At 64.4% G+C, this 19,207-nt stretch carries 21 protein-coding genes; 9 read left to right on the forward strand and 12 right to left on the reverse strand.

Going from position 1 to position 19,207, the window contains the following annotated elements:
* The first annotated feature begins 152 nt into the window (after positions 1-152).
* Positions 153-950: a TrmH family RNA methyltransferase gene (locus BV95_RS20650; RefSeq protein ID WP_037456703.1), complete on the forward strand. Its 798-nt coding sequence runs from the start codon at positions 153-155 to the stop codon at positions 948-950.
* The gene (locus BV95_RS20655) at positions 950-2,257 is read left to right on the forward strand and encodes an MFS transporter (RefSeq protein WP_037456750.1); all 1,308 of its coding nucleotides are present in this window, start codon (positions 950-952) and stop codon (positions 2,255-2,257) included. Before BV95_RS20650 ends, BV95_RS20655 begins: the two co-directional genes overlap by 1 nt.
* Here BV95_RS20655 and BV95_RS20660 read toward each other — a convergent pair.
* The 9 genes from BV95_RS20660 to BV95_RS20700 all read right to left on the reverse strand — a co-directional run bounded on the left by BV95_RS20660 (position 2,241) and on the right by BV95_RS20700 (position 10,617).
* Positions 2,241-2,765, reverse strand: coding sequence for a GNAT family N-acetyltransferase (locus BV95_RS20660; RefSeq protein WP_037456706.1), 525 nt, complete (start codon positions 2,763-2,765; stop codon positions 2,241-2,243). The two genes, BV95_RS20655 and BV95_RS20660, sit on opposite strands and share 17 nt — an antisense overlap.
* Positions 2,766-2,864: 99 nt before the next feature.
* Positions 2,865-5,492, reverse strand: a complete 2,628-nt coding sequence (locus BV95_RS20665) for a TonB-dependent receptor plug domain-containing protein (RefSeq protein WP_234703264.1) — start codon at positions 5,490-5,492, stop codon at positions 2,865-2,867.
* A 348-nt stretch (positions 5,493-5,840) separates the two neighbouring features.
* Positions 5,841-6,209 carry a 50S ribosomal protein L19 gene (rplS, locus tag BV95_RS20670; protein WP_037456708.1) on the reverse strand — a complete coding sequence of 123 codons (369 nt, stop codon included), beginning with the start codon at positions 6,207-6,209 and terminating at the stop codon, positions 5,841-5,843.
* Between the two features lie 12 nt (positions 6,210-6,221).
* The gene (gene trmD, locus BV95_RS20675; protein WP_037456711.1) at positions 6,222-6,953 is read right to left on the reverse strand and encodes a tRNA (guanosine(37)-N1)-methyltransferase TrmD; all 732 of its coding nucleotides are present in this window, start codon (positions 6,951-6,953) and stop codon (positions 6,222-6,224) included.
* On the reverse strand, positions 6,950-7,222 hold the full coding sequence (locus BV95_RS20680; RefSeq protein ID WP_037456714.1) for a hypothetical protein: 273 nt from the start codon (positions 7,220-7,222) through the stop codon (positions 6,950-6,952). Before BV95_RS20680 ends, trmD begins: the two co-directional genes overlap by 4 nt.
* An 86-nt stretch (positions 7,223-7,308) precedes the next feature.
* On the reverse strand, positions 7,309-7,788 hold the full coding sequence (gene rimM / locus BV95_RS20685; protein ID WP_037456716.1) for a ribosome maturation factor RimM: 480 nt from the start codon (positions 7,786-7,788) through the stop codon (positions 7,309-7,311).
* 5 nt (positions 7,789-7,793) lie between these two features.
* Positions 7,794-8,261, reverse strand: a complete 468-nt coding sequence (gene rpsP / locus BV95_RS20690; protein WP_037456719.1) for a 30S ribosomal protein S16 — start codon at positions 8,259-8,261, stop codon at positions 7,794-7,796.
* 42 nt (positions 8,262-8,303) lie between these two features.
* A complete protein-coding gene (ffh, locus tag BV95_RS20695) occupies positions 8,304-9,755 on the reverse strand; it encodes a signal recognition particle protein (protein WP_037456722.1) in 1,452 nt (483 codons plus the stop codon).
* A 202-nt stretch (positions 9,756-9,957) separates the two neighbouring features.
* Positions 9,958-10,617, reverse strand: coding sequence for a hypothetical protein (locus tag BV95_RS20700; protein ID WP_051749923.1), 660 nt, complete (start codon positions 10,615-10,617; stop codon positions 9,958-9,960).
* A gap of 236 nt (positions 10,618-10,853) precedes the next feature.
* Here BV95_RS20700 and BV95_RS20705 point away from each other — a divergent pair, with 236 nt between their 5' ends.
* From BV95_RS20705 to ispZ, 5 genes are all read left to right on the forward strand, one after another.
* Complete coding sequence (locus BV95_RS20705; RefSeq protein ID WP_037456725.1) at positions 10,854-12,254, forward strand: amino acid permease; 1,401 nt, start codon at positions 10,854-10,856, stop codon at positions 12,252-12,254.
* Between the two features lie 40 nt (positions 12,255-12,294).
* Positions 12,295-13,095 (forward strand): diaminopimelate epimerase, encoded by an 801-nt coding sequence (gene dapF, locus BV95_RS20710; RefSeq protein ID WP_037456728.1) that lies wholly within the window; start codon positions 12,295-12,297, stop codon positions 13,093-13,095.
* A 1-nt stretch (position 13,096) separates the two neighbouring features.
* A complete protein-coding gene (gene mtaB / locus BV95_RS20715; protein ID WP_037456731.1) occupies positions 13,097-14,407 on the forward strand; it encodes a tRNA (N(6)-L-threonylcarbamoyladenosine(37)-C(2))-methylthiotransferase MtaB in 1,311 nt (436 codons plus the stop codon).
* Positions 14,404-15,342 (forward strand): signal recognition particle-docking protein FtsY, encoded by a 939-nt coding sequence (gene ftsY, locus BV95_RS20720; protein WP_007684392.1) that lies wholly within the window; start codon positions 14,404-14,406, stop codon positions 15,340-15,342. The genes mtaB and ftsY overlap by 4 nt, the downstream gene beginning before the upstream one ends.
* 104 nt (positions 15,343-15,446) lie before the next feature.
* Positions 15,447-16,097 carry a septation protein IspZ gene (gene ispZ, locus BV95_RS20725; protein WP_037456736.1) on the forward strand — a complete coding sequence of 217 codons (651 nt, stop codon included), beginning with the start codon at positions 15,447-15,449 and terminating at the stop codon, positions 16,095-16,097.
* 33 nt (positions 16,098-16,130) lie between these two features.
* On the opposite strand, the gene BV95_RS20730 is transcribed toward ispZ, so the two are convergent.
* On the reverse strand, positions 16,131-16,688 hold the full coding sequence (locus tag BV95_RS20730; RefSeq protein ID WP_037456739.1) for a urate hydroxylase PuuD: 558 nt from the start codon (positions 16,686-16,688) through the stop codon (positions 16,131-16,133).
* 213 nt (positions 16,689-16,901) lie between these two features.
* On the opposite strand from BV95_RS20730, the gene BV95_RS20735 reads away from it, so the two are divergent.
* Together BV95_RS20735 and BV95_RS20740 are read left to right on the forward strand one after the other, a co-directional pair.
* The gene (locus tag BV95_RS20735; protein ID WP_037456742.1) at positions 16,902-17,516 is read left to right on the forward strand and encodes a superoxide dismutase; all 615 of its coding nucleotides are present in this window, start codon (positions 16,902-16,904) and stop codon (positions 17,514-17,516) included.
* A gap of 123 nt (positions 17,517-17,639) precedes the next feature.
* Entirely contained in the window at positions 17,640-18,077 is a 438-nt protein-coding gene (locus BV95_RS20740) for a hemerythrin domain-containing protein (RefSeq protein WP_037456744.1), read from the forward strand.
* Between the two features lie 19 nt (positions 18,078-18,096).
* Here the strand turns inward: BV95_RS20740 and BV95_RS20745 are convergent, their stop codons facing one another.
* Both BV95_RS20745 and BV95_RS20750 read right to left on the reverse strand, forming a co-directional pair.
* Positions 18,097-18,432 carry a hypothetical protein gene (locus BV95_RS20745; RefSeq protein ID WP_037456746.1) on the reverse strand — a complete coding sequence of 112 codons (336 nt, stop codon included), beginning with the start codon at positions 18,430-18,432 and terminating at the stop codon, positions 18,097-18,099.
* Positions 18,405-18,953, reverse strand: a complete 549-nt coding sequence (locus BV95_RS20750) for a J domain-containing protein (RefSeq protein ID WP_037456748.1) — start codon at positions 18,951-18,953, stop codon at positions 18,405-18,407. Before BV95_RS20750 ends, BV95_RS20745 begins: the two co-directional genes overlap by 28 nt.
* Between the last annotated feature and the right edge of the window lie 254 nt (positions 18,954-19,207).

Consider the following 19,207-nt stretch of genomic DNA (forward strand, 5'->3'; position numbering starts at 1 on the left):
CCCCTAGCCCCTCCCGCCTGCGGGAGGGGAATGTCTTGGATTGGCCAAACTCTACCCACCGCCCCAACATCCCAATCCCCCTACCCTTTTCCCCGCACCCCCTATAGAGAGGCCGTTTCGGCGAACCTTCGAAAAGGGCGAGAGACAGCATCGTGGCGCGAGAGATCACCGGATTTTCCAACCCGCTGGTGAAGCGCGTCCGTTCCCTAAGGGAAAAGAAATTCCGCAAGGCCGAGGGGCTGTTCCTGGCCGAAGGTCTCCGCATCCTGACCGAAGCCCGCGAAGAAGGCGTGCTACCGGAAATGCTGTTCCACGCCGGATCGACCCATCCCCTCGCCATCGACCTGATCGCGGCGATGGAGGCGGCGGGCGGCGACGTCATTGAAACCACGCCCGACATTCTCTCCAAGATCAGCGGCAAGGATAATGCGCAGGCCGTGGTCGGCGTCTATCGCGACCGGTTGACCCCGCTGGCGAAGCTCGACCGCACGAAGGCCGACATCTGGATCGTCGCCCAGTCACTGCGCGATCCCGGCAATCTGGGCACCATATTGCGCACCGGCGACGCGGTCGGCGCGGGCGGCCTCATCCTGATCGACGATTGCGTCGACCCCTTCTCCGTCGAATCCGTGCGGGCCAGCATGGGCGCGCTCTTCACCCAGTCCATCACCCAGGCGCGCTGGGGCGAATTCATGCACTGGCTGCGGCAGGGTCCGGGCGAACTGATCGGCACCAGCCTGAAGGCCACGCACGACTATCAGGAACCCCGCTATCAAAGCCCCAGCTTCCTGCTGGTCGGCAATGAGGCGCAGGGCCTGCCCGAAGCCTATGAGGCGGAATGCGACCTGCTGGTGAAGATGCCGATGCTGGGCAAGGCGGACAGCCTGAACGCAGCGGTCGCCTGCGCCGTCATGGCCTATGAATTGCTGAACCAGAAAAGAGCGAAATGATGGCGACGGGGGCAGTGCAGGTGGTGGAAGCAGCTTCGGACGATATGGGCGGAATCGGCGCGATGCTGCGGCACAAACGGGTGCTGGCGGCCAGCCTGATCGGCACGGCGGTCGAATTTTACGACTTCTACATCTACGCCACCGCCGCCAGCCTTGTCTTCGGGCCGCTCTTCTTCCCCGCCTCCTCCCCCTCTGCGCAGTTGCTGGCCGCCTATGGCAGCCTCGCCCTCGCCTTCTTCGCCCGACCCCTGGGGGCGGCGGTGTTCGGCCATTATGGCGACCGCATCGGGCGCAAGGCGACGCTGGTGACGTCGCTGATGCTGATGGGTGGATCGACGCTCGCCATCGGATTCCTGCCCACCTATCAAAGCATCGGCTGGTGGGCGCCGCTGATCCTCTGCCTCCTGCGCTTCGGTCAGGGCCTTGGCCTTGGCGGCGAATGGGGCGGCGCGGCGCTGCTGGCAGTGGAAAACGCCCCGCCGGGCTGGCGCGCCCGTTTCGGCATGTTCCCGCAACTGGGCGCGCCGGTGGGATTCCTGGCCGCCAACGGGCTGTTCTTGATCCTCGGCACCTTCCTCACCGATGAGGATTTCTTCGCCTGGGGCTGGCGCCTGCCTTTCCTGGGCAGCGCGGTGCTGGTGCTGCTGGGCCTGTGGATTCGCCTGAAGCTGACGGAAACGCCCGAATTCGCCGCCGCCCGCGCCGAAGCGCCGCCGCCCGCCGTCCCGCTCGCCACGCTGCTCCAGAACCATCTGGGCGCGGCCGTCGCGGGCACCTTCGCCTGCGCCGCCTGCTTCGCCGTCTATTATATCGCGACCGCCTTCGCGCTTGGCTACGGCACCACAACGCTCAAGATCGACCGGGAGACCTTCCTCGCGATCCAGTTGGGCGCGATCCTGTTCATGGCGCTCAGCATCGTCATCGCGGGCTGGTGGGCGGACAAGAGCAGCCCCACCCGCGTGCTGGTCGCGGGCTGCATCGGCACGGTGCTGATGGGCATCATCTTCGGCCCCGCCATGGGGACCGGACAATTGCTGCCGATCTTCCTGATCCTCAGCCTCGCCCTGCTCCTGATGGGCTTCGTCTATGGCCCGCTCGGCGCCTATCTGCCGCACCTCTTCCCGGTGCAGTTGCGCTACACCGGCGCATCCTTCGCCTTCAACCTGGGCGGCATCATCGGCGGCGCGATGGCGCCCATCGTCGCGACTTGGCTGATCCAGGTGCAGGGCGTGGAACTGGTCGGCCTCTATATGTCGGCGGCGGCGGCGCTCAGCCTGATCGGCCTCTGGTTCACAAGTCGGAAATAGGCTTGCGCATCAGGATCAGCGGCACGCCGCTATCCTCGAAAGCCCGCACATCGACAAAACCGAAGCTGCGATAGAGCGGCACGCCCGCCATGGTAGCGGACAATTCCAGCGCCGCGAAGCCCTCGGCCCGCGCCGCCGCTTCGCAGAGCGAAAGGATCAACGTCCCCACGCCCTTCCGCACATGATCGGGATGGGTGTACATCGCCCGCACTTTGGCGGCCTCCATCGCCGGATCGAGCAGCCGGTCGTCCCGCCCCGCGCTATGGTCGCCGCCATAGGCCGTGGCGCCCCGGCTCCAGCCGCCGCAACCGGCGATGCGCCCCTGGGCCTCGATGACGAAATAAGTGCCGTCCGCGATCAGGCGGCTGTCCAGCCCCATGAAGCCATGGCTGGCCTTCACCTGTCCGGGCGTCAGAAAGGCGGATTGCAGGCGGTCTATGGCCAGCCTCATGACATGGACAAGCGATGGTTCATCGGCCGGAAGGGCGAGACGATGAAGAAGCGGCATAGGCTTACGTACCAGATAGAAGAAAAGGCGGCGACGGACCTCTGCCGTTCGCCGCCTTTCCGGTCGAAAAGGGCAGGCCGGGCGGCCCGCCCATGTTCCTCAGAAGGTCACGTTCACGCGCGCATAATAATAGCCGCCGTTGATGCCATAGGGCGAGAAGGTCGGATATTTGCTCGTCGAATAGCCACGCTCCTGATTGGCCAGCTCCGTGTTGCGGATGAACTCCTTGGACCGCTGCGTCGGATATTTGTTGAACAGATTGTTCGCGCCCACGGAGATCTTGATCGGCTTGGCGATCTGATAGCCCAGTTCAAGATCGGTGATGAACGCCTCCTTGACCGGCACCTTGATCAGATTGCCCGCATCCGGACCGCTACGCGCCGTTTCCAGCGTGTAGACCTGCGAATAATAGCTTTCGCGCAGGTTCGCCGTGAACTTGCCCCAGGTCCAGAAGGCGTTGAACGTGCCCCGGAAGCGCGGCGTGCTGTGCTCCAGTTCCACCTCGCTTGTCGCATCAATCAGCCGGGTCAGTTCGAGATTGATCGTGCTGGAATAGAGCGCAGAGGGAAGCGGATTGATGCCCAGCACCTTGTTCTGATTGTAATTGGCGGTCAGCGTCAGGTCGAGCCGGCCCAATTCGCCCAGATCGCCGATGTAGCTCGCCACGAGATCGACGCCCCTGGTCCGCATCTTCACGCCGTTGACGAAGCTCTGCACGGACACGCCGCCTTCGGTGTTCCGGTCGATGCCATTGTCCGCGAACAATACATAGGCGGGGATAGCATCAGCCGTCCGCCAATCGGTCACGGTGCTGCTACCGCCCAGCGCCGCATTCACCGCACTCAGCACTGCCAGTTGGTTGTAGATGGCATATTGGTCCGCATCGAAGGGCAGACAGGCGGCCGCGTTGCTGCCGGCATAGCCCGCTGGGCAGCGGTTGCCGGTAAAGCCCGAAAAAGCCGTCGAGGTCATGATGCGGTTGCGGATCGTGATCTGATAGGCGTCGAGCGTGAGGGTGAAGTTGCGCGTCGGGTTGAAGACGGTGCCCAGGCTGAAGTTGGTCGATTTTTCGGGCTTGAGTCCCCCGAAGCCCAGCGCGCCCGCCGCAGCCGAAGCGGGCGGCAGCACGCCGCCGACAAAGCCCGGCCCGACATTCAGGCCCGAATAGCCCCCTTCCGCCAGCGTAGGCGCGCGGAAACCGGTGCTGACCGTGCCGCGCAACGCGAAAGCATCGGAAAAATCGTAGCGGGTTGTCAGCTTGAAGACGGTCGTGTCGCCGAAATCGCTATAATGTTCGTGGCGCACCGCGCCGTCGACCAGCCAGTTTTCGACCGGCTTCAGGCTGATGTCCAGATATTGCGAGAAATTGTCCCGCTTGTACTTGCCCGCGTCATTGGGGCTATAGCCGAAGAAGGACTGAGCGCCGCCGCCATAATAGGACGCCGGATCGCCCGACCGAATCCCGAAGGTTTCATGCCGGAATTCCAGGCCCGCCGCGACGTTGACCGGCTCCGACAGCCCCACGTCGAACGCATGCGTCAGGTCAAGCGTGTTGCTCCACTGGGTATTGAAGAAATCGCCATTGTGGAAGGTTTCTGGCGTGAAACCGGTATCGGCGTAGAGCTGGGCGTTGGCCGAGTGGTAGACATAGACCTCGACCACATCCTTGCCGTAGGTGGAGGCAAGGTCGAAGGTCGTGTCGCCGATCGCGCCGCGGAAGCCGCCGGTCACCGAATAATCGGTTTCGTCGATCCGCTCCTGCGGCTGGAAACCGCCCGCATAATAGGGCACGCCGCTGGCGCTGACGACCGTCGTCGGCGGGCGGGTGTTTTCATAGGCGGCGGCCTTTTTGTGGCCATAGCTGCCGAAGCTGTAGATTTCATAATCGCCGAATTCATAGCCGGCATTGTAGTTCACGACGGTCTGGTCGATGTGCGGATCGCCGATGATCCGGTTGGTATAGGGATAGCCGGGCAGATTCCTGATTTCGGGATAGGTCGAAGACAGCCGGATCGCCTGCGGGTTGATGTCGCCCCGGAAACTGAACCCCTTGTGCTTCTTCTGCGCGGAGATGTTCAGATAGGCGCCGTCGAAGGGGGCCAAGCCGATATTCCCGCCGATCGCGTAGGTCTTGCCGCCTTGATCATAATATTCGCCGCCCGTCAGGTTGATCGACCCGCCATGATCGGCCTTCTTCTGAAGGAAGTTGATGACACCCGCGATCGCGTCCGTGCCATATTGCGCGGCTGCGCCGTCCTGCAACACTTCGACGCGCTCGATCGATTCAGGCAGGATGAAACTGACGTCCGGCGCCGCGCTGCCGCCATAAGGGCCACCCGCGACAGATACGTTGGCGGTGCCGTGGCGGCGCTTGCCGTTGACCAGGATCAGCGTGTGGTTCGGACTGAGGCCGCGCAGCTTCATCTGCAGGTTATGCGCCTGAAGGTCACCGCCGAAGGATTGCGCCTGAACCGAGGGAAGCTGCTGCGCCAGGCTCTGCATCAGGTCCGGAGACCCCGTGCGCTGCAACGTTTCCGCGCTCAAAAGCTGGATCGGCGCTGGGCTGTCGACCGCCCGCATGCCGGTGAGGCGGGTGCCGGTGACGATGATCGCCGCTCCGTCCGTGGTGGAGGCTGCCTGCGGATCACCGGTCTGGGCCAGAGCGGACGCCGGAGACGATAGCGCAATAATCATGGCGGCACGAGAAACGAAACTCTTTGAGTTCATGAACAGGCCCCTTGCTTTTGTTATTAAGAGAGCCTCTCCCGAAAGATATTTTCTTGTTTTAACTGAATCTATTTCTCCAAATCTCTTCGAGACACACTTGCCCTTGCGCCAGACCGACAGGTCTGATCGTTCGAAATATTGAGCAATCTCTGGAAACGGAACGCTGACACGAAACCGCTATCGAGCAAAAACGAATTTCGATGAGCATGCGTAATCATTTTCGGCAAGGCATGGAGGAAGGCCGCGAGGATCGGATCAAACCGTTGAAACACAAAGAAAAAGGCGACGCCCGCATGAGGCGCCGCCTGTCTCTTTTTTACAACTGTCAAGGACAGCTTTTTGGGAGAATCAATCCTCGCTGCGCACGTCGCGGCGCTCGGCGATGCGAGCGCGCTTGCCGGTGCGGCCGCGCAGATAATAGAGCTTGGCGCGACGCACCACGCCCTTGCGGACGACGGTGATCGAATCGATGTTCGGCGAATAGAGCGGGAAGACGCGTTCCACACCCTCGCCGAAGCTGATCTTGCGCACGGTGAAGTTGCTGCCCATGCCCTTGTTGGAGCGGGCGATGCAGACGCCCTCGTAATTCTGGACGCGGCTGCGGTCGCCTTCGACGACCTTCACGCCGACGCGCAGCGTGTCGCCGGGGCGGAAATCCGGGATATCCTTGGCCAGGGCCGCGATATTCTCGGCCTCGATCTGCTGGATCAGGTTCATGACTTCTAAGTCCTACTTTTCGCGTTGCGCACCAGAGGGCGACTGGTCCCGAACGCCGATATGACGTTCCCAAAGGTCCGGCCGCCTTAGCCGTGTATCTTCTTCCGCCCTTTGTTTCCGCCAGGCGGCGATCTTCGCATGATCCCCCGATCGCAACACTTCAGGGATCGTACGCCCTTCCCATTCAACGGGTCGAGTATAGTGCGGATATTCGAGAAGGCCGCTTTCGAAGCTCTCCTCATCCCCACTGGAAGCGGCGCCCATTACCCCAGGAAGCAGGCGGATGCAAGCATCCAGCAGCATCAGCGCGCCCATTTCCCCGCCGGAAAGGATGATGTCCCCCATGCTGACCTGCTCGACGGGCCGCGCCTCGAAAATCCGCTCGTCAAACCCCTCGAACCGGCCGCAGAGGATGGTGACTCCCGGACCGGCGGCGAGTTCGCGGATCCGCCCCTGCGTGACCGGCGCGCCCCGCGGCGTCATGGCGATGACGGGCAGGTCCGGACGCTTTTCCAGCGCATGATCGATGGCAAGGCCCAATATGTCGGCGCGCAGCACCATGCCCGCTCCGCCGCCAGCGGGCGTATCGTCCACCGTGCGATGCCTGTCGGTGGCGAAGTCGCGGATATGAATCGGATCGCAGGCCCATTTCCCCTCAGCCAGCGCCCGTCCGGCCAGCGATACGCCCAAAGGCCCCGGAAACATCTCCGGATAGAGGGTCAATATCTGGGCCTGGAAGCTCACGCCCTGCGCCCCTTGAGCCACGCCGCCGCCATGCCGCCCAGCAGCGACACCCCGCCACTGAACATCAGCGCAATACCGATGGTGCGCAGCAAATCAGCAAAGGGACGGTCCGGCTGCACCAGCGCGGGCAGCAGGAACAGCATCGGAATGGGAACCACCATCGCCACACCCGCAGCGATCTTGAGCGCGCGCGACCAGGACATGGTGAAGAGGCGCCAGCCAGCGGCCACCATCAGCAGCGGATAGAGAGCGGCAAGGATTTTCAGCATGGTTCGCCCTCCAACTCTCTCTCATTCACGCGCAACCTGCTCCTGCCTGCGCAGGAGCACCGCAGGTCAATATCCGGCGAGAAGGGTCAGGCCGCGAAAGCAGCCTCTATAACCGCCCGCCCTTCCGCGATGGTCACCGCATGCATCGGCGCCATGAAGCGCTTGCCGTTGGGCCGCTCCACTTCGATGATGTCGCCCGCGCCGAAATTCTCGACCGCCACGACATGGCCCAGACCCTCTCCCTCGCTGGAGAAACAGGGCAGGTCGATCAGGTCGGCATGATAATATTCGCCCTCGCCCAGGGCGGGCAAAGCCGAACGAGGCACCGTCAGTTCGGTCCCGCGCAGCCCTTCCGCCGCCGTGCGATCACCGACCTCGGCAAAGCGCGCCACCGCGCCATTGGGGCCGGGGCGCACCGACTTCAAGGTCAATGTGCGCCCCCCCGCATCGAAGCCGCCATAGGATTTCAGCGTTTCCGCCCCCTCCCCGAACAGCTTCAGACGGACTTCGCCCGCCACCCCATGCGCGCCGATGATGACGGCGAGAGTGACGGGCTTGTCGGTCAAGTCGATCAGCCTTCGGTCTGCTCGGCGGCAGCTTCTTCAGCCGGAGCGGCTTCTTCGACGGGCGCTTCTTCAGCGGCCGGAGCGGCAGCGGCCTCGGCGGCGGCAGCCTTGGCGGCTTCGGCGGCTTCAGCAGCTTCGGCGGCCTTGGCGGCGCGGTCTTCGGCGCGATCCTTGGCCTTCTGACCCGGCTCGGCCTTCTTCGGGTTGTTGCGGGCAGCGCGTTCCTTCACGCCCGCGGCGTCCAGGAAGCGGGCCACGCGGTCGGTCGGCTGCGCGCCGGCGGCAACCCAATGCTTCGCGCGCTCGACGTCGATCACGACGCGCTTCTCGTCGCCCTTGGGCAGGACGGGGTTGTAGCTGCCGATGCGCTCGATGAACTTGCCGTCACGCGGGGCGCGGCTGTCAGCCACGACGATGCGGTAATAAGGGCGCTTCTTGGAGCCGCCACGCGACAGACGGATGGACGTTGCCATGGAAATTGACCTTTCTACTCTAAACCAAAATGTTGAATTTGCTTATTTCTTCAGGAAATTCTGAAAGCCGGGCGGCAGGTTCGGCATATTGCCGCCCAATCCCGGCAAACCCTGCGGAGGCGCGCCGCCACCGCCGAGCATCCCATCCAGCCCACCACCGGTGAACATCTTGGCCAGCCCTTTCAGGCCGCCCATCTTGCGGATCTTCTTCATCGCCGTTTCCATTTCCTGATGCATTTTCAGGAGACGGTTCACTTCCTGCACCGTGGTGCCGCTGCCCTTGGCGATGCGAATCTTGCGCTTGGCGTTGATCAGCGCGGGCTTCTCGCGCTCCTTGGGCGTCATCGACCCGATCATCGCGTCCAGATGGATCAGCGTCTTGTCGTTGGCGCCGCTATTGGCCATCGCCGCCTGCGCCTTCTTGAGGCCCGGCAACATGCCCGCCAGCGCGCCAAGGCCACCCATGCGGCGCATCTGGTTCAACTGGGCGCGCAGGTCGTTCATGTCGAACTGACCCTTGGCCATTTTCTTGGCAAGCTTGTCGGCTTCCTCGGCGTCGATGGTCTCGGCCGCCTTCTCGACCAGCGAGACGACGTCGCCCATGCCCAATATGCGCTGCGCTACGCGTGCCGGGTGGAAAGGCTCGATGGCATCCAGCTTTTCGCCGGTACCCGCGAACTTGATCGGACGGCCGGTGACGGCGCGCATCGACAGCGCCGCGCCGCCTCGCGCATCGCCGTCCATACGGGTCAGCACTACGCCGGTCAGCGGCACCTGCGCGGTAAAGCTGGTCGCGACATTCACCGCGTCCTGCCCGGTCAGCGAGTCGACCACCAACAGGATTTCCGCCGGGTTGGAGACTTCGGCCACCGCCTTCATCTCGTCCATCAGCGCCTGATCGACGTGCAGACGACCGGCGGTGTCGAGCATCACCACGTCGAAGCCCTGGAGCTTCGCCGCCTGCAAAGCCCGCTTGGCGATCTCGACCGGCTGCTGGCCCGGCACGATGGGCAGGGTCGCCACATCGGTCTGCGTGCCCAGCACCGCCAACTGTTCCTGCGCCGCCGGGCGCTGAACGTCGAGCGACGCCATCAGCACCTTCTTGCGCTCTTTTTCCTTCAGGCGCTTGGCGATCTTCGCGGTGGAGGTGGTCTTGCCCGACCCCTGCAAGCCGACCATCATGATGACGGCGGGCGGGGTCACGTCGATCAGCAGGTCGCTGGTTTCGGCGCCCAGCGTCTCGGTCAGCGTGTCGGAGACGATCTTGACGACCATCTGCCCCGGCGTGACCGACCGCAGCACGTCGCTGCCGACCGCCCGCTCCGTCGCCTGCTCGACGAACTGACGCACGACCGGAAGCGCGACGTCGGCCTCCAGCAGCGCGATTCGCACCTCGCGCATCGCGGCGCGGACATCGTCCTCCGTAAGCGCACCGCGCCCACGCAGCTTGTCGAATACCCCACCTAGACGATCGCTGAGCGAATCGAACATCATCACCTCATTTGGGCCGGAAAGGCCCGGAAAACTGCGCTACCCCGCCAAACGACAAAATCGCCGGCGGGCGAAACCTCGCCGGCCAGCGTCCATCCGGTGCCCCATTCGGGCGCCATGGATCTGTCAGGGTATCAGGCGGCGAACCGCCCGATTGCAGGGGCGCCCTTAGCGCAGGGACGCCGCCCATGCAACCGAAAGCGGCTCAGGCGGTCAGGGCGGCAGTCAGCCGGAGGATCGGCGGCGTCGCGGCCAGCATCGGCACGGCCAGCCCCTCGGCCAGGATCACCGCCGCGCCCACGCCATAGGCCGGATGCACCCGCCCGCGCGAAGCAAGATCATGGGCCGCGCCGACCGCCACGAACAGCATCTGCGCGCCCATCACGGCCAGCCCGCCCCACTGCCCCAATAAGGGCATCGGCAGCAGGCGCCCAAAGGCCGGCCCGATGATCGCGACCATCGTGCACAGCATCAGCCGCCTGTGCCATTCGATCCGGCGCCGCAGCAGGATCGCGCCCGTCAGCAGCACGGCGAAGGCGATCAGTTCCAACGCGCTCAACGCCAGGAAGATCGGCGGCGTGAAGAAAGGCGGCACGCGATCCAGAACCACCGCCATGACAGCCGCGAGCACGCCCAGCGGCACCATCGCCGTCGCCAGCCCGACGGCGACCCATCCCATGCGCCGATGCAGGGCCATCGACCCGCGATGGGCAAGGGCGTTCTGCATCACGAACAGCAAGGTCCAGCCCATGAACACCACAGCATGGACATGCACCCAATAGGGCACGCGGGAAACATCCACCATCCCGCGCAACGCGAAGGAGCCGAAGCCCCCGATCACCGTCGCCGCGATGGCGACCGACATTCCCAGATAAAAGCCGTTATTCCGGCCCTTCCGGACAGAATCCGGAACGATCGACGCAGCAGCCTCCATGAGCCCCCTCCCCCTAGAAGATTAAGCCATCGCGACCTTTATTTTCGCCCCTTTAACAGAATATCAGGGGAATCGCGAGGGGACGGCCCCCGCTGCCTTACACTTGTATAATTTCTTCTTGCCAGCCGCGCCCGCGTCGGCAAGCTGCCCGCCGGAAGGGGAAGACTATGAGCTGGACGCGCCGCAAGCCGATGGAAGCGATGATGCCCGCCCATGAAGGGCACCGGCTGGCGCGCACCCTGTCCTGGCCGCATCTGCTGGCGCTGGGCGTCGGCGCGATCGTGGGCACGGGCATCCTGACGCTGATCGGCGTCGGCGCGGACCGGGCGGGGCCTGCGGTGCTGCTGTCCTTCGCCATTGCGGGCGCCATCTGCGCCTGCGCCGCGCTGGCCTATGCCGAACTGTCCACCATGATGCCCGCCGCCGGGAGCGCCTACAGCTACAGCTATGTCGTGCTGGGCGAAGGCATCGCCTGGATCGTGGGATGGAGCCTGATCCTCGAATATTCGCTGGCCGTGTCGACCGTGGCGGTGGGCTGGTCCGGCTATGCCGCGCCGCTGCTGACCTCCATGGGGTTCCCGGACCTGCTGACCAGAGGGCCGGAACTGGGCGGCCTCGTCAACCTGCCCGCCATCTTCATCATCGCCGTGGTCGCCGGGCTGCTGATGCTGGGCACGCATGAAAGCGCCCGCCTCAACAGCCTGCTCGTCCTCATCAAGATCGCGACCTTGAGCCTGTTCGTCGCCATCGCCCTGCCCGCCTTCGACGCGCAGAATCTCCAGCCCTTCATGCCCTTCGGCTTCGCCAAGTCGATGGGGCCGGACGGGGTGGAACGCGGCGTCATGGCGGCGGCGGCGATCATCTTCTTCGCCTTTTACGGCTTCGACGCCATCTCCACGGCGGCGGAGGAGGCAAAGAATCCGGAGCGCGACCTGGCCATCGGCATCGTCGGTTCTCTGGCCGCCTGCACGCTCATCTATGTGTTGGTCGCGGCGGCAGCGGTCGGGGCGATGCCCTTCACCCGCTTCGCCGACAGCCCGGAGCCGCTGGCGCTGATCCTGCGCGAAATGGGCGAGGGGCAGGTGGCGCGGATCGTCGCCATAGCAGCGGTGATCGCGCTCCCGACCGTATTGCTCGGCTTCCTTTACGGCCAGAGCCGCATCTTCCTGGTCATGGCCCGCGACGGCTTCCTGCCGCAAAGACTGGCGCAAATCTCGAAGCGCGGCACGCCCGCCCGCATCACCGCCGTCACCGCCGTGCTGGTCGCGATCATCGCGGGCGTGCTGCCCATAGACGAGATCGCCGCTCTGGCCAATGCGGGAACGCTGATCGCCTTCACCGCCGTGGGCGCCTGCCTGCTGATCCTGCGCCGCCGCAGCCCGGACATGAAACGCCCCTTCCGCACCCCGGCCGGATGGCTGGTCGGCCTGGGCGCCATCGGCGGCTGCGCCTATCTGTTCGTCAGCCTGCCGGTGAAGACCATCATCGCCTGCCTGATCTGGAACGCCATCGGCCTGGCCGTCTATTTCCTCTATGGACGCAGGCGGGCATCCCTGAACGCCGCATAGGCTGGCCTTTTCATCTCACAAGCCCTACATGCGCGGCACTATGGGCCGTTTTTCGAAAATGCATGGACTAGGCAACGATTTCGTCGTGATCGACGCGCGGGAGACTGCGCTCGACATGACGGAGGCGCGCGCCATGGCCATCGCCGACCGCCATGCCGGGATCGGCTGCGACCAGCTCATCCTGATCGGCAATAGCGACCGCGCCGACGTGTCGATGCGCATCTTCAACAGCGACGGCAGCGAAGTGGAAGCCTGCGGCAACGCGACCCGCTGCGTCCCCCTGTTCGTCGGCCGCGACGTGCTGATCGAGACGAAGGCGGGCCTGCTCGACGCAAAGGCCGTCGACGGCGGCGCGAGCGTCGACATGGGCCAGCCCCGGCTGGAATGGGACGCGATCCCCCTCTCCTACGCCATGGACACGCTGACCATGCCGGTAAGCTGGGAAGACCTCCCCGCCCCGGTCGCGGTCAATGTCGGCAATCCGCATGTGATCTTCTTCGTGGACGATCTGGACGGTGTGAACTTCGAGCGTCTGGGCCCGCTGATCGAGCATGATCCGCTCTTCCCCGCCCGCGTGAACGTCAATTTCGCTCAGATCGTCGGCGACAATCATATCCGCCTGGTCGTCTGGGAACGCGGCGCTGGCCTGACCCGCGCCTGCGGCACCGGCGCCTGCGCAACGGCGGTAGCGGCGGTACGGCGCAAGCTGGTGAGCGGCCCCACCACGGTCAGCCTGCCGGGCGGCGATCTGGTGATCGACTGGACGCCGGGCGGGCCTATCATGATGACCGGCCCCGCCACCCATGTCTTCGACGGCGAGGCTGACTGGGCGCGCTTCTGAGATGAGCGGGCCGCAGATCATCACCCTCGGCTGCCGCCTCAACATCGCGGAGAGCGAGGCGATTCGGGAGATGGCGGGCGGGCAGGATGATCTGATCGTCGTCAATAGCTGCGCGGTAACGGCCGAAGCGGTGCGCCAGACCCGGCAGGCCATCCGTCGCGCCCGCCGCGACCGCCCCGATGCGCGGATCATGGTGACGGGCTGCGCGGCCCAGACCGAGCCTGAGACGTTCGCCGCAATGGCCGAAGTCAATGCGGTAATCGGCAACCGCGAGAAAATGGACCCTACTCACTACACCCCGTTCGTTTCGAGCGAAGTCGAGAAACGGGTGCGCGAGGGTTTCTCGACTTCGCTCGAAACGAACGGAGGGGGCGCGCAAATCCAGGTCTCCGACATCATGGCCGTCCGCGAAACCGCCCCCCATATGGCGAGCGCCTTCGCCGAACATGCCCGCGCTTTCCTGGAGGTGCAGAATGGCTGCGACCATCGCTGCACCTTCTGCATCATCCCCTATGGCCGGGGGAACAGCCGCTCCGTCCCCGCAGGCGCGGTCATCGACAAGGCGAAAGAACTGGTCGACGCAGGCTATCGGGAAATCGTCCTGACCGGCGTTGACGTCACCAGCTACGGCCCCGACCTGCCCGGCGCGCCCTCGCTCGGCCTGCTGATAGAGCGCATATTGAAGGGCGTACCCGGCCTCCCCCGCCTGCGCCTGTCCTCGCTCGACAGCGTGGAGATCGACGAGCGCCTGTTCGACCTGCTCGCCCATGAACCACGCATGATGCCGCACCTCCACCTCTCGCTCCAGGCGGGCGACGACATGATCCTGAAGCGCATGAAGCGCCGCCACAGCCGCGCCGACGCCGTCCGCATCGTGGAACGGCTCAAGGCCGCCCGCCCCGACATCAGCATCGGCGCGGACATCATCGCGGGCTTCCCGACCGAAGACGAAGCCATGTTCGAAAACAGCCTCAGGCTAGTGGAAGAATGCGCCATCGTGCACGGCCACATCTTCCCCTACTCCCCGCGCACCGGCACCCCCGCCGCCCGCATGCCGCAGGTCGACCGCGCCGTCATCAAGGCCCGCGCCGCCCGCCTCCGCTCCGCCTGCGAAGCGCAACGGGGAGGCTGGCTCCAAAGCCTCATCGGCTCGACCCAATCCGTGCTGGTCGAGCGCAACGGGCTTTCAGGCCACGCGGAAAATTTCGCCCCGGTGCGCTTCGCGACGCCGCAAACGCCCTCCTCCATCATCCATGCGAAGATTACGGGCCTTGAGAATGGCGCGCTGATCGCGCAAGAGGCGCAGCAATGACTGAACCCGGCACAAGCTGGCGCGATCGCCTCTTCGGCGGCCTCAAGCGCACTTCCGACAAGCTCGGCGAGAATCTCACCGGCCTCTTCACCAAGGCCGCGCTGGACGAGCAGACGCTGGACGAGATCGAGGAAGCGCTGATCGTCAGCGACCTTGGCCCCGCCATGGCCGCCCGCGTGCGCGACCGCCTGTCCGAAGGCCGCTACAACCGCGAACTCACCGAAGATTATCTGCGCGAGATCATCGCGGAGGAGATCGAAAAGACCCTCGCCCCCGTCGCCCGCCCGCTGGAGATCGAGGCGTTCCCGCGCCCGCAGGTCATCCTCGTCATCGGCGTCAACGGCTCCGGCAAGACCACCACCATCGCCAAGCTCGCCAATAATTTCCTGGAGCAGGATTATGGCGTGATGCTGGCGGCGGGCGACACGTTCCGCGCCGCCGCCATCGGCCAGCTCAAGGTCTGGGCGGATCGCCTGGGCATCCCCATCGTCGCGGGCAAGGAGGGCGGCGACGCGGCGGGCATCGTGTTCGACGCGGTCAAGCAGGCGACCGCCACCGGCATCGACGTGCTGATCGTGGACACCGCCGGGCGCCTTCAGAACAAGACCGAACTGATGGACGAACTGGCGAAGATTCGCCGCGTGCTGGGCCGGTTGAACCCGGCGGCGCCGCATGACGTCGTGCTGGTGCTGGACGCCACCACGGGGCAGAATGCGTTGAGCCAGATCGAGGTTTTCAAGGAAGTCGCGCAGGTGACAGGGCTGGTCATGACCAAGCTGGACGGAACGGCGCGCGGCGGCGTGCTGGTCGCGGCGGCGGAGAAATATCGCCTGCCCATCCATGCCATCGGCGTGGGCGAGAAGATCGAGGATCTGCGCCCCTTCGATCCGGGCGACATGGCGCGGGCGATCGCGGGGACGGCCTATGCGCGGTGATCGCCACCCCTTCGTCATGCCAGCGCAGGCTGGCATCTCAGGCCTCCACGGCACAACCCAGCCGCACGAGATCCCAGCTTCCGCTGGGATGACGGAGTAAGCAAATGGCCGACCCTAAAAAGCCCTCTCATGGCGGCAATCTCAGCCTAGCGCTGGACTTCGGCCCGCTCCTCGTCTTCTTCCTGACCTACAAGGGCGCGGGATGGCTGTGGGGACCGGGCAATCCGATCACCGCCATGACGTTCGGCACCGCCGCCTTCATGGCCGCCATCGTCATCGCCGTCATCATATCGAAGGTGAAGCTGGGCCGCGTGTCGCCCATGCTCTGGCTCTCGGCGCTGCTGATCCTCTTCTTCGGCGGCCTCACCATCTATTTCCGCGACCAGAGCTTCATCCAGATCAAGCCGACCATCATCTACGCCTTCTTCGCGCTGATGCTGTTCGCCGGATTGATGCGCGGCAAGGCGCTGCTCAAATATCTGCTTCAGGCCGCCTATGACGGGCTGACCGAAGAGGGCTGGCGCAAACTGTCACGCAACTGGGCCTTTTTCTTCGTCTTCATGGCGCTCGGCAACGAAGTGATGCGCCGGACGATGAGCTTCGATAGCTGGCTTGCCGTCAAGGTGTGGGGCGTGACCGTCGTGTCGGTCGTCTTCGCCGCCGCCAACATACCGATGCTGATGCGCCACGGCCTGGACCTGGGCGAAAAGCTGGACAGCGACGAGGTTGGCGAAACCACCCCGCCGCAGGGATAGGGGCAGGCGTCGCGGAACGCCCGCCCCGCCAGATCAGCTAAAATTCACCATGCAATAGAGCATCGCCAGCGACAGCAAGGTGTTGAGGCGGCTGAACATCATCGCGGTGGTCGCCGCCTTCGCCTTCACGTCATCCTCCGCCGGAACGATGCCCAGCGCCTTCTTCTGGTTCGGCCAGATCACGAACCAGACGTTGAACGCCATGATCAGCGCCAGCCACATGCCGATGCCGATCAGCGTATAGGGCGCCTGCACCAGCAATGCCTGATGGATATAGCCCGCCAGCCAGGCGACGATCAGCCCGGTCAGCACCGTAAAGGCCGCCGCCCAGCGAAAGTAGAACAAAGCGGCGGGCGCGATATGCTTGGAAACGCCCGGTTTCAACTCTGCCGGGATTTTCGGCATGGTCGGGATCTGGACGAAGTTGAAATAATAAAGCAGCCCGATCCAGGTCAGGCCGAAGAAGAAGTGCAGCCACCGGAAGATCGCGTTGGCGTCGACCAGCCCGGCATGCGCGCCGAACATGACCGCGATCGCGAGCAACAGCCCCGCGACCAGCACAAGATTCAGATTGCCGAAGAATTTTGCCATGGACCCTTCCCCCAAGTTCCGACCGCCGCATTCTCCGGGCGGCCTGACCGGCGATGCTATGTCATCGTTACGCCGCTGTCACATGGATATTTCCGCATATTGTACGAAAATATCCTGTTTTCCGTAAGCCGATAACACTGCTAGGGGCGGGGAGCCTTCCGGCCGCACCATCGTTATGCGGCCACCAGATCCAAGAACCCGAGGAGTTCCGACATGGCCTTTGTTCTGCCCCCCCTTCCCTATGCCAAGGATGCCTTTGGCGACATTCTGACCGCCGAAACCTTCGATTTCCACCACGGCAAGCACCACAATGCCTATGTCGTGAAAGCCAATGAACTGGTCGCCGCCGACGCCGCGCTCCAGGGCAAGTCGCTGGTCGAACTGATCAAGTCGTCCAAGGGCGGCCTGTTCAACCAGGTCGGCCAGATCTGGAACCACACATTCTACTGGCAATCCCTCTCGCCCACCAAGACCGCGCCGAGCGGCGACCTGCTCGCCAAGATCGAAGAAGCCTTCGGTTCGGTCGACGCGCTGATCGAAAAGCTGAAAGCCGAAGCCGTCGGCCATTTCGCCAGCGGCTGGGCCGCGCTGATCCTGAAGAACGGCAAGCTGGAAGTGACCAGCTATCATGACGCCGACACCCCGGTCGCGCATGAAGGCCACGCGCCGCTGCTGATCCTCGATGTGTGGGAACATGCCTATTATATCGACTATCGCAACGCCCGCCCCAACTATGCCGACCGCGTCCTGAAGGAAGCGATCAACTGGGATTTCGCCGCCCGGAATCTGGACGGCCAGGGCGTCAGCCGCGCCGACCAGCCGGCCTGATCGACGGATCGCCCGCCGCCTGGGACGCGCGGCGGGCGACCCACCCAAGTCTTTGCGAACAGAGCACAACCGTTTCTTAACCCCGCCATAGGAATATGCGTCACGGGAACGAGGAAAACGGTCATGGACCTCGACGAATTGCAAAGGCAGCATGACGAACTGGAGGCTCTCGCGGCCCGGTTCGGACAGGCGATCGCGGACGACGGCAATCCACAAAGGCTGGGTACGCTGCGCTGGCAATTCGCCCGCCTGCTAATGGCGCATCTGGCGCTGGAAGACCGGATATTATACCCCAATATCCAGCGGCAGGATCATGACCTGCTGCGCGAGACGGCCCGCAGGCTCGAAATCGAGATGGCGCCCATCGCCCGGACCTTTTCCGCCTATATGTCCCGCTGGAGCGATGATCGGATCGAGCGCGAATGGGCGGATTTCTGCTACGAAAGCCGTCAGATCCTGGATGCCGTCCTGAAACGGATAAAGAAGGAAGAGGGGCTACTCATGCCCCTGCTGACCGAAGCGGGGCTGATCGAGACGCCGCCAATCCGGCGCGCCGGCTGAGGAAGGCCGGCTTTTCCGGTCAGTCGCGGGCCGGAGCCAGTTCCAACGCCCCGGCCAATTCATCCAGATCGGCGCCCGGCCGCACCAGCAACCAGTCGCGCGCCTGCGCGCCATTGACGACCGTCACCGCGCCCTTGGGACAGACGCCCAGGCAATTGACCTCGACGATCCCCGCCGCCGCCTTGCGCCCTTTTTTCAGCGAAAGATGCCTGCGCAGTGCCTTGGCCAGCCGCTCGTCGCCGTTAGGACCGAAACCACCGTCCAGCTTCTTCGAACATTTGCGGCAGATCAGCACCGCATGGTCCCAGTTCGACCGGATCCGATCCTTCAATCCGCCCGCTCCCGTGGTTTCCACGTCCGCCGTTCCTCCGCGGCGCGCAGCACTTCATAGGCGGCCTGAATCGTCTGGAAGCGCACGGCCGCCTGCGCGTCGCCGGGCTTCACATCGGGATGATATTCCTTCGCCAGCCGCCGCCAGCTTTTCTTCACCGCCTCGAAATCGGCGTCATCCTCCAGTTCCAGCGCCTGGAGCGCGTGCATCTCGTCCCGCGACCGCGTGCCGTCACCCGGCCCGCCCCAACCGTGATAGGCGCTGTTCTGATAACCGCCCGCATCGCGCCGTTCATTGCGTTCCCGCTGTTCGCGCTCTTCCTTGTCCAGGCCCTGAAAATAGTCCCAGTTGCGGTTATATTCCGCCGCATGATCGGTGCAGAAATACCAGCGTTCCGGGCTGTTGGGCGATTTGGGCGCGGGGCAGGCGCCGGGCTGGTCGCAGCCGTGACGGTCGCACAGGCGCACCTGTTGCGCCTCACGCGATGCGCCGTAGCTGCGCCAGCGGGGAAAGCCCCAGTCATTGGATCGGCTGCTTCTTGCCATTGGCCCTAGTTAGGCAAGCAACAGCCGGAACGCCACCCCGGCAACGATGAAATTGCGGTATGGGTGGATTGCGGTCATTAAGCCCCTCCCCTTCAGGGGAGGGGTTGGGGTGGGGGCGTGCCTCTACAGGACAGCTTTCGCGTGGGGCACGCCCCCCACCCCTCGGTCCGCCTGCCTGAAGGGGAGGGGGAACATTAACGTCCTGGAATGGCCAATTGCCGCCCTTTCTTCAAAAGCCCTAAAAGCCAGAGGGG

The organism is Sphingobium chlorophenolicum (genome assembly GCF_000722875.1).
Classification (GTDB): Bacteria; Pseudomonadota; Alphaproteobacteria; order Sphingomonadales; family Sphingomonadaceae; genus Sphingobium; species Sphingobium chlorophenolicum.

Bases quoted from the DNA above. Each gene is read 5' to 3' on its own strand.
- BV95_RS20655 (WP_037456750.1), top strand. From the start codon at position 950: ATGGCGACGGGGGCAGTGCAGGTGGTGGAAGCAGCTTCGGACGATATG.
- BV95_RS20660 (WP_037456706.1), bottom strand. From the start codon at position 2,765: ATGCCGCTTCTTCATCGTCTCGCCCTTCCGGCCGATGAACCATCGCTT.
- BV95_RS20665 (WP_234703264.1), bottom strand. From the start codon at position 5,492: ATGAACTCAAAGAGTTTCGTTTCTCGTGCCGCCATGATTATTGCGCTA.
- rplS (WP_037456708.1), bottom strand. From the start codon at position 6,209: ATGAACCTGATCCAGCAGATCGAGGCCGAGAATATCGCGGCCCTGGCC.
- BV95_RS20680 (WP_037456714.1), bottom strand. From the start codon at position 7,222: ATGCTGAAAATCCTTGCCGCTCTCTATCCGCTGCTGATGGTGGCCGCT.
- rpsP (WP_037456719.1), bottom strand. From the start codon at position 8,261: ATGGCAACGTCCATCCGTCTGTCGCGTGGCGGCTCCAAGAAGCGCCCT.
- ffh (WP_037456722.1), bottom strand. From the start codon at position 9,755: ATGATGTTCGATTCGCTCAGCGATCGTCTAGGTGGGGTATTCGACAAG.
- BV95_RS20700 (WP_051749923.1), bottom strand. From the start codon at position 10,617: ATGTCGGTCGCCATCGCGGCGACGGTGATCGGGGGCTTCGGCTCCTTC.
- BV95_RS20705 (WP_037456725.1), top strand. From the start codon at position 10,854: ATGAGCTGGACGCGCCGCAAGCCGATGGAAGCGATGATGCCCGCCCAT.
- dapF (WP_037456728.1), top strand. From the start codon at position 12,295: ATGGGCCGTTTTTCGAAAATGCATGGACTAGGCAACGATTTCGTCGTG.
- mtaB (WP_037456731.1), top strand. From the start codon at position 13,097: ATGAGCGGGCCGCAGATCATCACCCTCGGCTGCCGCCTCAACATCGCG.
- ftsY (WP_007684392.1), top strand. From the start codon at position 14,404: ATGACTGAACCCGGCACAAGCTGGCGCGATCGCCTCTTCGGCGGCCTC.
- ispZ (WP_037456736.1), top strand. From the start codon at position 15,447: ATGGCCGACCCTAAAAAGCCCTCTCATGGCGGCAATCTCAGCCTAGCG.
- BV95_RS20730 (WP_037456739.1), bottom strand. From the start codon at position 16,688: ATGGCAAAATTCTTCGGCAATCTGAATCTTGTGCTGGTCGCGGGGCTG.
- BV95_RS20735 (WP_037456742.1), top strand. From the start codon at position 16,902: ATGGCCTTTGTTCTGCCCCCCCTTCCCTATGCCAAGGATGCCTTTGGC.
- BV95_RS20740 (WP_037456744.1), top strand. From the start codon at position 17,640: ATGGACCTCGACGAATTGCAAAGGCAGCATGACGAACTGGAGGCTCTC.
- BV95_RS20750 (WP_037456748.1), bottom strand. From the start codon at position 18,953: ATGGCAAGAAGCAGCCGATCCAATGACTGGGGCTTTCCCCGCTGGCGC.